Source organism: Armatimonadota bacterium (assembly GCA_023511795.1).
Taxonomy (GTDB): domain Bacteria; phylum Armatimonadota; class UBA5829; order DTJY01; family DTJY01; genus JAIMAU01.
In genome coordinates, this window is sequence record JAIMAU010000002.1 from 194,945 (window position 1) to 209,121 (window position 14,177).

The 14,177-nt window shown below is 46.1% G+C and carries 13 protein-coding genes; 8 read left to right on the top strand and 5 right to left on the bottom strand.

Features of this window, described 5'->3' with window-relative positions:
* Positions 1-232: 232 nt before the first annotated feature.
* Both K6T99_03675 and K6T99_03680 read left to right on the top strand, forming a co-directional pair.
* Positions 233-2,641, top strand: a complete 2,409-nt coding sequence (locus tag K6T99_03675; GenBank protein MCL6518904.1) for a DUF4838 domain-containing protein — start codon at positions 233-235, stop codon at positions 2,639-2,641.
* A gap of 165 nt (positions 2,642-2,806) precedes the next feature.
* Positions 2,807-3,925 carry a site-2 protease family protein gene (locus K6T99_03680; GenBank protein MCL6518905.1) on the top strand — a complete coding sequence of 373 codons (1,119 nt, stop codon included), beginning with the start codon at positions 2,807-2,809 and terminating at the stop codon, positions 3,923-3,925.
* 105 nt (positions 3,926-4,030) lie between these two features.
* Here the strand turns inward: K6T99_03680 and K6T99_03685 are convergent, their stop codons facing one another.
* Positions 4,031-4,312, bottom strand: coding sequence for a hypothetical protein (locus tag K6T99_03685; GenBank protein ID MCL6518906.1), 282 nt, complete (start codon positions 4,310-4,312; stop codon positions 4,031-4,033).
* A gap of 25 nt (positions 4,313-4,337) precedes the next feature.
* Complete coding sequence (locus K6T99_03690) at positions 4,338-4,586, bottom strand: hypothetical protein (protein ID MCL6518907.1); 249 nt, start codon at positions 4,584-4,586, stop codon at positions 4,338-4,340.
* A 442-nt stretch (positions 4,587-5,028) separates the two neighbouring features.
* On the opposite strand from K6T99_03690, the gene K6T99_03695 reads away from it, so the two are divergent.
* The 3 genes from K6T99_03695 (at position 5,029) to K6T99_03705 (ending at position 7,697) form a co-directional block, all read left to right on the top strand.
* Complete coding sequence (locus tag K6T99_03695; GenBank protein MCL6518908.1) at positions 5,029-5,907, top strand: phosphate ABC transporter substrate-binding protein; 879 nt, start codon at positions 5,029-5,031, stop codon at positions 5,905-5,907.
* Between the two features lie 374 nt (positions 5,908-6,281).
* Positions 6,282-6,452, top strand: coding sequence for a hypothetical protein (locus tag K6T99_03700; GenBank protein ID MCL6518909.1), 171 nt, complete (start codon positions 6,282-6,284; stop codon positions 6,450-6,452).
* Positions 6,453-6,536: 84 nt separating this feature from the next.
* Positions 6,537-7,697: a hypothetical protein gene (locus K6T99_03705; protein MCL6518910.1), complete on the top strand. Its 1,161-nt coding sequence runs from the start codon at positions 6,537-6,539 to the stop codon at positions 7,695-7,697.
* An 11-nt stretch (positions 7,698-7,708) separates the two neighbouring features.
* Here K6T99_03705 and K6T99_03710 read toward each other — a convergent pair whose 3' ends face one another.
* The gene (locus tag K6T99_03710) at positions 7,709-8,992 is read right to left on the bottom strand and encodes an alpha-glucosidase/alpha-galactosidase (protein MCL6518911.1); all 1,284 of its coding nucleotides are present in this window, start codon (positions 8,990-8,992) and stop codon (positions 7,709-7,711) included.
* Positions 8,993-9,189: 197 nt separating this feature from the next.
* Here K6T99_03710 and K6T99_03715 point away from each other — a divergent pair, with 197 nt between their 5' ends.
* Positions 9,190-10,731 (top strand): sodium-dependent transporter, encoded by a 1,542-nt coding sequence (locus K6T99_03715; protein MCL6518912.1) that lies wholly within the window; start codon positions 9,190-9,192, stop codon positions 10,729-10,731.
* Between the two features lie 164 nt (positions 10,732-10,895).
* Positions 10,896-11,807, top strand: a complete 912-nt coding sequence (locus K6T99_03720; GenBank protein MCL6518913.1) for a hypothetical protein — start codon at positions 10,896-10,898, stop codon at positions 11,805-11,807.
* Between the two features lie 119 nt (positions 11,808-11,926).
* On the opposite strand, the gene K6T99_03725 is transcribed toward K6T99_03720, so the two are convergent.
* Positions 11,927-12,583 (bottom strand): hypothetical protein, encoded by a 657-nt coding sequence (locus K6T99_03725; protein ID MCL6518914.1) that lies wholly within the window; start codon positions 12,581-12,583, stop codon positions 11,927-11,929.
* Positions 12,584-13,123: 540 nt separating this feature from the next.
* Here K6T99_03725 and K6T99_03730 point away from each other — a divergent pair.
* Positions 13,124-13,771, top strand: coding sequence for a GNAT family N-acetyltransferase (locus tag K6T99_03730; protein ID MCL6518915.1), 648 nt, complete (start codon positions 13,124-13,126; stop codon positions 13,769-13,771).
* 127 nt (positions 13,772-13,898) lie between these two features.
* Here the strand turns inward: K6T99_03730 and K6T99_03735 are convergent, their stop codons facing one another.
* Positions 13,899-14,087 carry a hypothetical protein gene (locus K6T99_03735; protein ID MCL6518916.1) on the bottom strand — a complete coding sequence of 63 codons (189 nt, stop codon included), beginning with the start codon at positions 14,085-14,087 and terminating at the stop codon, positions 13,899-13,901.
* Positions 14,088-14,177 lie beyond the last annotated feature (90 nt).

The window sequence follows — 14,177 nt, forward strand, 5'->3', positions numbered from 1 at the left end:
TTGTGTTTATTCCGCAGACCATACGTTATCTAGGCAGACTGTAAGTAATTTGCATTGGTCTGCATTTCAAAAGAGGAATTTTTTGTTTTTTGGGCATGGTTAGGAATCTAGGAAGTTCGGCTGATTAGGCTGTAATTTTGGCTACCCCATGGCTAGCTGTTCCTTTGCTTAGAATTGGCGGCTGGTCATTTGATTTTAATTAAAATAATTCTAAGAGATGAGGATGTAAAAGATGTTAAATTACTCAAACAAACGGCTGTTGTGTTTTTCAATTATGGTGCTTGCGTTGATTGTGGGAATCAAGCGGGTGAACCCTTATCCTAGCCAATTTTCATTGGCAGGAGGCGTGGGTGTTGGAATTCTTAATCCCGCGCGATTCGGTTTGCATGCTGTTCCGAATCAGCATGGGGATTTAACGGGAGAGCTGATACTTGCGCGGAATAGTCAGACTGACTACTCAATTGTCGTTCCAAGGGGTTTGCCTGCATCGGCTCCGGAGATGACGGCTGCAAGAGAACTGCAGAAGTACCTTGGGCAGGTGACCGGAGCATACTTTTCCATAGTTAGTGAGCAGGTTGCAAAGGCAAATGGCGGCAAAATTCTTATAGGCCAGAGCCGAACTGTAAGGCGCCTTTTGGTGGATGTGGATTGGGACGCGCTGGGGCATGACGGTATTATCATTCGGACCGTGGGCGATTCCCTTATCCTCGCCGGTGGGAAGCCAAGAGGAACTTTGTACGCTGTATACACTTTCCTCGAGGATATCGTAGGTGTTCGCTGGTGGACTAGCACTGAAAGTTACATCCCAATAAAGAAAACCCTCATCATACCCAAGCTTGATATAGTTTATAAGCCTAAAATTCTCTATCGCGAGGCATTTTATGAAGATACAAACGCTAATCCGTTGTTTGCTGTAAAGCTTAGGCTGAATGGGCATTTTACGCCGATTCCAAAGGAGTATGGCGGGCATTATTCAATACTCGGTTGGTGTCATACCTTTTATTCATTGTTGCCTCCCCAAATCTATTTCCCAAAACACCCGGAATGGTATAGCGAAATAAACGGCAAAAGAACTGCAGACTGGGCGCAACTTTGTCTTTCCAATGAAGAAATGCGCGAGGAGCTTACACGGAAGGCGCTCGATTGGATACGCAAGAATCCTGATGCTGGAATCATCTCTATCAGCCAAAATGACTGGCATGGATATTGCCAGTGTGCAAAGTGCAAGGCGGTGGACCAGGAAGAAGGCTCGCCATCGGGTTCGCTTATTCGATTCATAAACAAGGTGGCAGAAGATATTGAAAAAGAGTTTCCCAATATGCTAGTTGAAACGCTTGCATACCAGTATACTCGGAAGCCGCCGCTGCACGTGAAGCCGAGAAAAAATGTGGTCGTCCGTCTTTGCTCAATTGAGTGCAATTTCCTTTGTCCATTAGACAGCGACTACAATGCTTCTTTTAGAGATGACGTGCGCAAGTGGGCGGCGATTGCACCGAATCTTTATATTTGGAATTACGTTACTAACTTCGCGGCTTATATACAGCCGCACCCAAATATGCGGTCTCTTGTGCCCGATATTCGCTTTTTCGCCGCGAACAATGCCATTGGCGTTTTCGAACAAGGCAATCCAGGTTGTACAATCGGCGACTTTGATAAACTCCGTGTGTGGGTTATCGCGCATGCGCTTTGGAACCCAGATGCTGATGATAAAGCTCTAGTTAGGGAATTTTTGAATGGTTATTATGGAGCAGCTGGACCATATCTTCGGCGGTATCTTGATTTGATACATAATTCGGCTGAGAATACAGGGATGCACCTAAGTTGCTATAACACAGACCTTAGGTTTCTTCCACTTTCGGTAATGAATGAGGCAATGCGTTTGTTCAACAAGGCACAGGAGGCGGTAAAGAGTGACCCTGTGCTATCAGCCCGAGTCAGGCGGGAGCGACTTGTGCTTGACCATGTATGGCTTATAAGGTATCACGAACTCAAGCAGGAAGCTGTGGCAAACGGCATTCCGTTTGAGGGTCCAGATGACCCCATGAAGCTATGCAGGGAGTTCATTCAATTGGCACGAGAATATGGAAACCGAAATGCCACTGAGGGTCAATCATTTGAATCATATGTTCCTGCGCTTGAGGCGAGGTTCATCACTCCGCCCACACCAGAAGAGCTGACTAACCTCCCATCGGATGACAAAATTGAGTTCCAAGAAAGTGCAATGCAGCTTATTGGCGTAAATGAAGGTTGGGTTCAAGCAGTGAGCGATCCATCTGCGTCGAATGGCTCAGCGGCGAGGATGCCAGGCGGCCATGCTCAATGGGCAACCCAGCTTCACATTACTGATACTTTGGCAAAAAAGCTTCAGGGGGAATGGCGTTGCTATGTCGTGATTCGCTGTGAAACAGGGGATAAGGGCGGCTTATTCCAGTGTGGCATATACGATGCTAACCGCGGACATGTGGCTCTATTTCGACCATTTGCTGCAAAGGTGGATGAGTCTCACTACAAGACCTATTATCTTGGGATTCATGCCCTCCGACCTGGGATGTACCTTTGGGTTTCGTCGCTTGGTGATTTAAATTCTTTGAAGGCAATCTATATTGACCGATTCGTACTAGTGAAAGATGAGCAAAAGTAGGTCTGCGAATTATGGAAAGTGAGCATGGGAAAACACTTTAATAGAGTAGACGAGTGAGCCTCAAGATAGCAAGAGGTTGTTGCTTTTGCAAGTAGGTTTGACAAGCACCTATGGTGGGTAACAAGCAAACGAGAAAGCTCATTAGTTGAAAAGGTGGCGAGTCACATGAATATAAAGCTTGGAAGGCTTCTCGGCATTCCGATTAGCATAGACATTAGTTGGTTTGTAATCTTTGCGCTAATTGTATATACCCTTGCGGAATATTATTTTCCAAGGACAAATCCCGAATTTACAAAGGCAATGAACTGGTTGGCAGGGTTAATTGCGGCTCTGCTACTTTTTGCAAGCGTATTGCTTCACGAACTCATGCACAGTTATGTAGCTAAAAAGAATGGCATTGAGATTGGGGGGATTACCCTTTTCATTTTCGGTGGGGTATCGAAGCTGAAAGATGAACCTCAGACCCCAGCATCAGAGCTGGCAATGGCACTTGCAGGGCCGGCGACGAGCTTCTTTTTGGCAGGCGCATTTTGGCTACTGGCATTACTGGGTGGTCAGCCTCTTTTGGGCGACATTGGAGTAAGAATAGTAGAGTATTTGGCGGTAATTAATCTTTTTCTCGGCATTTTTAACTTGTTGCCAGGGTTTCCGCTTGATGGCGGGCGAGTGCTACGGGCAATCCTTTGGGCAGGCTTAGATAGTCTAGACAAGGCGACGAGATACGCTTCTTCTGTGGGGCAAGGGCTCGGCTACCTATTTATAATTGGTGGCTTTTGGATAATGCTTTTCGGAGGCCTCTTGAGTGGTCTCTGGCTTGTCTTTATCGGCTGGTTTCTAAGCAATGCTGCACAGCAGAGCTACCAGCAACTCGTGATTCGCAGGGCCCTTTCAGGAGTGGATGTGCATCGAGTAATGACGCAGGATTTCCCACATATCAACCCCAACATGCCACTTGATGAGTTTGTGCATGACTATCTTTTGAGATACGACTATCAGGCTTATCCAGTTACAGAGGATGATGACCTCATTGGCGTTGTGGGTGTTGGTGAGGTCAGACATGTGCCGCGTGAGCAGTGGCACGTTACACCAGTCAGAGCTGTGGCGAAGCAGCCGGATGATGAAAAGAAAATCAATGAAAATGATGATGCTTTCGATGCACTAATGCATATGGCTGAGGGGCACGTCCGGCGGCTCTTAGTAATGAGCGACGGGAAGCTGAAAGGAATGGTGACGCAAGATAGTATTGTTGATTTATTACGCAAGAAGCTTCAGCTTGGAGTCTAAAGGATAGGTTTTGAGTGGCAAAATGTAGTAAAAAACCAAAGGCCGGTCTTGGAAGCTTAGACCGGCCTATTATTTTCCTCCTTGCTAAAACTTTTAAAGATATGCTTAGGTTCTCGAATCGCCATTGGAAAACAGGCTACGCAACCAGTTCAAAAGGTGGCTAAAGATGCCCTGTGAGTGACGAGCAGCCTTCTTATCTCGGATGTCAGGCGGAAACTCATCGGCAAAAAATGCTTGGAGTTCTCTCAACAGCCGCACCTTGCTTTCCTCTGGAAGGTCCTCGGCACGCTTTACTCCATAAGCGGAGAATTGGCGTTCAATTATCTCGATTGCTTTGTTGGCAACCGACTGAGGAACATCAGGTGCAAACTGGAAAATTTTCCGCATCCCAAATCTCCACTAAGGTTCAGGTTTACACAACCGCTGCAAGGTCGGACACAAGATTAACCCTTTGTTGAGGGCACAGGCTAGCTGGATTCAAATCGTGTCCTTGGTATATTGACTCGTAATCGAGATGACGGTCAATCACTTTTGCCATATCGTTTGCTTTAGATACTAGGGAATCCCAGTCCGAAACCACAGGGAGTGGAAGTTCGTCGAGGTCTGGAAGCTCGAGTAGCTTGTCAACTTCCTGCGGTATAATTCCAATTTTTTCGCGCATTTTCTTCACCCCCCGAATTTTGTAATTTTGTTTTTGTCTACCCAAACGCCGCGCAGTGCTAAACTGCCGGATAGGGTCCGTTGATATTTTATTGGAGCTGAATTATGCGGGAAAATTAGGGGAGGAGAAGCTGGAATATGATGATCAAGGTTGCCAACGGGGAATCTTCGCTCAAAGTAAATTTTGAGGTGCATTTTGTCTTCTTAGGGCTAGAGAAGGTCTCCTGAATTTTTTATAATTAATTAGCCTGGGTGGCACTTGGTTGAAAGTAGCGATTATATGGCTTTCGTATAATCTTATGCCGTTAGAGATGCTTGCTGATTATGCAAATTATTTTTGAAGTTTGGGGGGGAGGTGAGAATTATTTAGGATTGCTTATATCATAGTAGCTATGGGTCAGGCACTAGAATGTTTAGCAAACTTCAACAAAAAGGAGCAAGTTATGCAAAAGTTTTTGCAAATTTTAATGCTAGTTACTTTGGCATTGGCAATGATTCAAGGATGCAGTCGCAGGGTGGCAATGCAAATCAAAGGTTCAGATACAATGGTCAATCTGGGCCAAGCATGGGCGGAAGCCTATATGAAAGAACATCCAGGTACGAGTATTGCGGTAACTGGGGGTGGCTCAGGCATTGGTATCGCAGCGTTAATAAATGGGGACACCGATATAGCTCAAGCGTCTCGGGAAATGACCCCTGAGGAAATGAATCTGGCTAAGAAGAAGGGGTTGAACCCCCACCGATTTGTAGTCGCGCAGGATGGCCTCTCGGTCATCGTAAATCCAAAAAACCCTGTGAGCAAATTGACCATAGCACAGCTTTCGGATATTTATACTGGTAAAATCACGAACTGGAAGCAAGTTGGCGGCAAGAATGCTCCCATCGTTGTGCTTTCCCGTGACAAAAGCAGTGGGACCCATGTGTTCTTCCTTGAGCATGTAGTTCGAAGGGGCAACCCAAAAGGTACGGAAGAGTATGGAAGGTCCGTTCTGATGCAGGTCTCGTCTCAGGCAATTGCCGAAGAAGTGGCTCAGAATGAGAATGCGATAGGCTATGTTGGGATGGGTTATGTGAATAGGTCTAAGCACAAGACGATTGCTGTTGCCAAGGCAATAGGATACCCTTATGTCGAGCCTACTGTTGAAAATGTCTTGAACGGTTCATATCCGATTGCCAGGCAGCTTTACTTTTATACGCCGAACAAGCCCACTGGAAACGTCAAGGATTTCATAGATTTCGTACTTAGTGACGCTGGGCAGAGAATAGTTGCCAAGCTAGAATTTGTCCCGATTAGAATGGTGGCAAAAGAAGCTGGCGAGTAAATATTCTTGCCAAAAGAAGGAATATTTTTGGAAAGGTATTGCAAAAATTAGAAAAATCTGCGAAAATAGGTTATAGCTAAATCAGGAACAGAAAGTTTTCTTACTACCTAGGCAAGGAGTGGATTGTGGGTATTTTTGGTAGGTCTGAGAAATCAGTCTTGCCAACGGCCGGAGAGGGTATGCTGGGCCCTTCTCCGGCCAAGATTTTATTTTGTCCTCAAGTATCGGTTTTGGGTGTTTGCGCTTTCTTTGGCAAGGAATTACTTTCACTTATCCTCTCCGCCTCAAGGATTTGAGAAGTAGTTTTTTAGGCGGAATAATGCTATACTGGATATGGTTCTTATGCTTTCTGTTTGCAAGGTGGGTTGGCGGTCATGAAACGAGAAATCGCAAAACCGAGAATCTTGTTGCTTTTTGCTGTCTTGTTTATAGGATTGGCGTTATTTTCTTCTGTTACCTTTGCGGAGAAGAAATTTAACCCACATCAGCTAACAATTCTATTCACGGGCGACGACCAGGGGAATATTAAAGCCCCATGTGGGTGACACAACAAAGAGAGCCTCGGTGGGGTTCCAAAACGAGCAACGTGGTTAGAAAATTTTCGGAAGTCTGGTAGCTCTTTCATCCTAGTGGATACTGGTGACGCGATAGTCGGAGTAGGCAAGCAAGCTGAAATTAAGACTGCCGCATATGCTGAGGCGCTGGCATATATGGGCTACGACGCCGTTGCAATGGGTGAGACGGAGGCCAGGTATGTTGCCGAGTGTGGTAATAAGCAACTTTATGGGAAGAGTGTTCCTTTGTTAGCAGTAAACGCGTTCGATGCAGGTAGCAACAAGCCGCTTGCTGATAAGGCTTATATTATCAAGAAGACTCAAGAGGGTCTGAAGGTAGGCATCACGGCGGTAGTTGGCGACAATCTCATATTTCGAGCGTTGCCTGGCAATGAAAAGCTGAAAATAACCGATGCTTTGGAAGCTGTGCGCAAACAGGTTGGCGAACTACGCAAGAAGGTTGACCTCGTAGTTCTTCTAAGCCACACGGGTTATGACCTTGCCAAGCGCATTGCAACTGAGATTCCTGGAATCGATGTTATTCTGGTTGGCCACCAAACAGCTTCATCGCCTGCCGCTCCGGTTGAAAATATCGGCTCTACGGTTTTAATGCAAGCCAAAAGCACTGGAACTCACATTGGCAAGCTTGTTCTTGATATTAACCAAGAGAAGAAGATTGCAAATGCGGCGGGTGAGTATGTTCCTATGACAGCTGACCTAGCTGATGACCCAAAGATGGTTAAGGTCATTGAAGAACATGATAGGCAGTGGGAAGCTTATATAGCTAGTCTCCGGGCGCAATATGCATCTCCTGCGTCGGTCTCGACAGGAGAGGTTGGTCAATCACAGCCAAGGCCGTTTGTGGGAGCGCTGAAATGTCGTGAGTGCCACCGCTCGGAATATGATTCCTGGTTGAAAACGGCACATGCTAAAGCGTTTCAAAGTTTGAGGAAGGACAATCGCACTACAGACCCCGAGTGTGTAAGCTGCCACACCACCGGCTACAAGTCAAAGGGCGGTTTCACAAGTGAATATGCTACTCCACAGCTTCAGGGTGTTCAATGTGAGGCCTGCCATGGCGCAGGCGTTATCCACACTCGCAGGCCGGCAAAAGGTTTTGGAGCAGTGCTTCAGTCATCATGCACGCAGTGTCATGATGCAAAGAACAGCCCGAACTTTGACTTCAAAGCCTATCGAGAAAAGATTTTGCACAAGGCTGATGCGGTTGCCCAGTAGTTGATTCCTTCTTATTTTTGGAATTGCGGCAAATATGCCGCTTCTAGCGCAAGAAGTTCGTCTAGAATTTTCTCCGCTGAGTCAACCGAATTTACGACTGGGTCAGCAAGCAGAGCTTGGAGTGCAATCTGTCGTGAGCCTGTAACTGCTGCGTCAACTACCAGCTCCTGAACTCCGATTTGTGTGTTGCACATAGCGGCTATCCCCGCCGGCAAAGCGCCAACCGAGATTCCAGAGATGCCGGCGCCACTTATGACTGCTGGTACTTCAACAATGGCATCCATTGGCAGGTTTGGGATAAGGCCGTCGTTTGGGATATTCACTGCAAGTTCGACGTGGTTGCTATTAGTAATAATCCCCTCGATAATGCTAAATGCGCGTTCGCCGGAGCGGTGCTCAATTAGAGGTGTAACAGGTTCATCATTCCGCAGAATTCTCGCAATGCGCTCACTAATGTCTGCCTTGTACCTTTCCGAGCCAGCAAAGTCAAAACCTTTTAGACCACAATACTCCCAAGCGAATGGCAAGTATTCGCCAATGTGGTCGTCGCCAGGTGATGGATAATAGCCAAAAGTATCGAACATCTTCCTCGATAGCGGTTGGAAGCTTGGATCGTAGTCCTCTAGCTTTTCGCGAAGGAGCGGGTATGCATCTTCCCCGGTGTCCTTGAAGCGGAGGTCCAGAATCCATGTAAAGTGGTTCAATCCGGCTGCCTTAGCGTCAAGGTTTTCTTGGTCAACTTCCATAACCTTGGAAAGTCGCCAAAGTTCGCCGGCAATTCCATGACATAAGCCAACGAAGGAAACGTTGGTATATCGGTTTACCGCCATTGAGATGCGGGGCACGGGGTTGGTAAAGTTAAACACAAGAGCGTTCGGGCATAACCTTTCAATATCATGGCAGATATCAAGAATTATTGGGATATTTCGCATCGCATGGAAAAGTCCGCCTGGTCCGCCATTTTCTCCAAGCACTTGCTTGACCCCATACTTAAGCGGGATTTCGAAGTCAAGTTTCCAAAGTTCATTCCGTCGAACCGCAATTGAGATGACGACAAAGTCTGCGTCTGGCAGTGCTCTTGTGCGGTCTGTTGTTTGTTCAATATTCAAGCCAGCGTCAGCTTGGTCGTTCATCTTTCGGGCGATGGTACCCATTGCCTCAAGTGCGGCACTGTCTATGTCAACAAGACAAACCGTGCTACCTTTAAGACATGGTATATTGACAAGATCGCTTAGAGCGCCGAGTCCAAAGGAAGCGCTACCGACGCCAATCAGGACTATCTTCACGTTTCTCATTCAGAAGCCTCCTTTTTAATTTGCAATCCAAAAAGCGGCGAGTTGGTTAAATAACAATTTCAATAAGTGATGCTACTAAACCTGTATGATGGCAATTAATCTATCGGGCTGTGGCAGTAAAGAGAACGAATATGCTATAATTTTCGCAGATTGAGCATGGTTTTTTATAAAATTCCGGTCTTTTGAGGGAGTTTGCGATGAACCAAAGAGAGCATTGGGCAAGCAGGATTGGATTAGTGCTTGCAATGGCCGGGAGCGCTGTTGGACTCGGCAACTTTTTAAGGTTTCCTGTTCAAGCCGCTGGGAATGGCGGTGGGGCCTTCATGATTCCTTATTTTGCCGCATTAATTCTATTGGCGGTGCCTCTAATGTGGGCAGAGTGGGCAATGGGCCGATTTGGAGGAGTTCGCGGTCATGGGACAACACCGGGCATTTTTAAGCTTTTGTGGCCTGGGCGCATATCTAAATATTTGGGTGTTCTTGGAATTGCTTTTCCACTTACAGTTCTTATTTGGTATACCTACGTTGAGTCATGGACGTTAGCATACAGTTATTTTTCGCTTACCGGTGCATATGCAGGAATTGAGACGCGTGAAAGAATGGCGCAATTTCTAAGCAATTTTCTAGGCGGCGGCGGATATGCGACTGCGTATATTTTCTTTATAATCACAATTTTACTCAATTTTGTTGTCATCTATCGTGGAATCACCCGAGGTATTGAGGCGCTAGCGAAGATTGCCATGCCAATCCTTTTCCTCTTTGCAGTCATTCTCGTCATAAGAGTTTTTACTCTTCGTGGAGTAACACCTGAACATCCAGATTGGAATGTTGTCAACGGCTTGGCGTTCTTGTGGAATCCTAGATTTGAAAAGCTTGGCGACTTAAGGATATGGCTTGCGGCTGCTGGACAAGTATTCTTCACGCTGAGCCTTGGGTATGGTGTAATCCAAACATATGCTTCTTATGTTAGGAAGAATGACGACATTGCATTAAGTGGTCTGGCGACTACTGCCACAAATGAGTTTGCAGAGGTGGTTCTCGGCGGCTCGCTTGCGATACCCCTTGCATTTGCATTTTTCGGCCCCGTTGCGATGAGTGAGATAGCAAAAGCGGGTGCCTTTGACTTGGGTTTTATGTCAATGCCCATTGTTTTTGGACATTTGCCATTAGGGTGGTTGCTGGGGGCACTTTGGTTTGGCTTGCTTTTCTTCGCGGGTATTACATCCTCTGTATCTTTGGCTCAACCTGCGGTGGCATTTCTTGAGGATGAGCTTGGCTGGTCGAGAAAAAGGTCAAGTATCAGTCTATTTGTGCTAGTTTTTATAGCATGTCAATGCGTAATATTTGGAAAGGGATTCTTGGACGAGCTTGATTTTCTTTCCGGAACAGCTGGAATTGTGCTTTTTGCTGCAATTGAAGTAATCATATTCGCATGGATATTTGGAATGGAAAGGGGTTGGGAGGAGATAACTTCTGGAGCCGACATAAGAGTTCCGAGGATATTTTACTATGTCCTCAAGTATGTGACCCCTTTGTACTTGATTGGAGTGCTCGCAGGGTTCATAATTCAGCAGGGATTTGACGTGATAACCCTTAGCGGCACCCCACCGGAACAAATCCCATGGAAGTGGGGTGCACGGGCGCTTGTATTTGGACTGATTATTGCAATGATAATACTTGTCAGGTTTTCCAAGCGTTTAAGGGGAGAGGTGGAAAATGGTGAATCAGGAAATGGTTAACATGACTACCGCTGGCTGGGTGTTTATGATTACATCATGGGTAGTTATTACAGTATTGTGCGCCTATTGCATCTTTAAAATCCTGAGCTCAAAAAAACCGGCGGGCGAAGATGTAACGCCTTTGGAGTAGCCCTCCTATATAGCTTGGAAGGTGGCGAATAATAATGCGCTTTGTTCGAGTCAGCTTAATCGTTCTGATGGCATTAATTTTGGCTTCATTGTCGATAATATCGTTCTGCGCCGAGGAGGCATCACCTGAGTTAAGTCCTCGTCAACTTGGACAGCAGGTGGATGTGCTTCAGATGGTTTCAGATTTGCAGTTGGATGAGAACCAAATCAAGGTGCTTGCCTCGAAAGCTATGGCGCTTAAGCAGAAGCGAGAGGAGCTTCAAAAGCGCGAGGATGAAATTCTCGCCTCAATCAAAGAACCTCTTCGCCAAATGAGAGATAAGCTTGCAGCAGGCCAACCTGTACCTTCGTCGGTTTCGAGTGTTGCCGAGGCAAAGCTAAAGGAACTTCAAGAGCTTAGGATGAGTTATCAAAAGGAGCTTATGTCTGCGGCTGGTGCTGTGAACCAATTAATGACCGAGAAGCAAATACGCATTCTTACAAGAAACCCGGAGGCTCAAAAGCGGGCGGCTGAAATCGTTGCGGAAGTTCGATCTACTCCTGAGGAAAGGTGGCCCCAGAAGCTATCGGAGCTGACCGCCGAGTTAGTTGAAATCGGCAAGGTGGATAAAAAGGTAGAATGGGACAAAGCTGAGAAGGAAAAGCTAAAAGGTTTGACTGGCGAGGAGCGTGAAAACGCGCGCAAGGAGCTTGAGAAGCAGAAAGAAACCGATGTCAAGCAGATGGAAACTGAAATTAGTCAGCTGTTGACTAAAATACGGGTGGCGGATTCTAAGCTTAGGCAAATAGCAATTAATAATGTATGCTCATACCTCAGGCCAAAGCTAGAAGTCCGGATGCAATTGTTTGACATGTTGGTGGGAATCCTAAACAATCCAGGCGCGGCAGATGCGCTGAATGCCCGTGTTGCCCATCTCACAACGGCAGATAACGGCTCGGATAAGTAAAAGCAATCCGGCCGCTGGATATGCAATTTGGACTAGAACATATCCGTGGCCGGTAAATTTCCAATTCAATCCGATTGCTCCGCAAACGTTAAAATTTGGATTGGCTTAAGTGCTTGTAACTATGGGGTCTCGAATATTAGAGCAATCTTGTCTACAAAGCTTTCGACCCAATACCCATGCCAGGCAGCCATGCTCTCTGCCGAAGGGAAATCGTCTGGAAGCCCGAGCGTCCTTAGGCTCTGGGATTGTGCATCCCACCACCACGCTACAGTTGAAAGCCATCCGTGTGTGCGACCTGCGGTTTCAAGGTTTACAGTTATATTGCCGTCTGTGACTTTTGCGTCTGCCCACGTGAATTCGCGGTTGAAAGGATTTCCCATCAAAGTCCATCCTGTCTTCGGCAGGCTAACCCATATATCCATTGATTCATTGTCATTTAGCCCTTCATAAGAGAATCTGCAGGATGTATCCGAATTCAGCCAGTACCCATCGGTTAAGAGCATGCCGCCGAATTCGTATGGCGCCCACTCGTCATAGAGGACGAAAGATTTCGTAGCCGCATCAAAGCGGTAGAGTTTGACTGGAGTGATGGGAACACTTCCAAAGACTGAGGGTGGGTCTGGATTAAGTGGGATTCCTGGTAAGGCAATTAGGTTCCATCCTGGCCAAATCGCATCTGGACTCCCTTCTATTGGAGAGGTGAACGTTGTGATGCCAGCAGTAGCAGGGACTGCAATTGTCATTATTGCTAGCGCTAAAATCAAAAACTTTTTCATTGGCCTCAGCCTCCCATTGGCAGATTATATGACTGCCCTTATGCTTTGTCAATACTTTGCTTAGCTTCCACTGAGCTTGAGCTTTGTTCGTCGGTGATAAGCTTAAAATTAATAATATTCTTCTTATTCAATTTAGCACTTCTAAACGCTCCAGGCAACAGGTAAAAATACCTAAATTTTCCGCATTTTTTATACCATGCAAGTTTGTGAGGTTTACTCCGATCAAAAAGGCGTTCCTTTATTAAGATATTAGGCAGTTGACTTATAAAAAATTATGTTTGCAAAAAATCTGGCAAAGGCATTCCCATTTCAATGACTGTTTTTATGCCAACTTTACTAAGAAATTTTACGTTATATACCCAGAGTAATGATAAGTTTCACCAAAATGTCTTGCCAAGATATTTTTGCTCTAGGTTCATTGGTCATCCTTAAGCTTTTAACCAGACCGGGAAATTCCAAAGGTTTTGCACGAGGCGTTCTACCACCTATTGGGAGGAAAGGAACTACTTGTTCGTATAATAGATTTTTGGTGTAGTGAAAATGAAGATAGTTTTGAAAGAGGTTTTTCCTTCGGCCGAAGGGTTCGACAAGTTGATGGAAAAGGTGGAGTGGCTCTATGAGGAATCGTTTCCACCGCCAGAACGACATCCGTTTAACAAATTACGCACTTTGCTTGAGAAAGAAGAAGTTCCAAGGCGGACTCGCATGATTGTAGCATTGGACAACGATGAAGTCGTTGGCTTAAGTATTTTTCAGTTTGCGCCAGAGGCTCGACTCGGTTACCTTTGGTATTTGTGTGTTGCACCTTCAGCAAGGAGGTTGGGTTTGGGCTCTCGTCTCTATCAGAGAACTCTGGAACTGCTTGCACAAGATGGTGCCACGAGCATGATTTTCGAGGTTGATCCGATTTCGACGCCGCCACATCCAATATATGGGGACCCAGTTAAACGCCTGCGCTTTTACGAAAGGCTTGGTGCGCGAATAATCATTGGCTATGAGTTCTTTCAAAAGCCGATACCGCCGCATGACGAGGTAAGGCTCGACCTTATGCTCCATATTTTGGATGGAAGCAAGTGTGATGGCCCAAAAGTAGCTCGCATTATTGAGGATTGGCTTTGGTATCTCAAGGGTCGAAAAGAGGAAGTTCCTTTGGATGTACGGTTAGGCTCATTAGAAGAATTACTTTGATTGGAATCTATAGTAAAGTATTGGCAAACGCCCACACTTCTGCCGTGAAGCTGTGGGCGTTTGCATAAGGGATTTACATTGTCAACATTGCAAGCGAGTCGCCTTTAAGTTAATTCAGAAACTTTGCCTAATAGTCTTCGTAAAAATCTTCATCTGCTAAAGCATGGGCTTTTGCAACTAGCCGGGCTTTTTCTTTTGAGCGCTTTTTCTTTCTCATATCGCAGTTCTCTTCCCAGCCACCACATTTGCAGGACTCGCCAGTCATATCACACCATTGGACCTCACCGGCTCTCCACCAGAAATGGCACTCGGACATCAGAACCTCCCTCGATAGATAGTAACGGACACAGCCGTTACTTTGCACTCATTTGGGATTATCGGAAAACCAACTGAGGGTTTGGAGGCG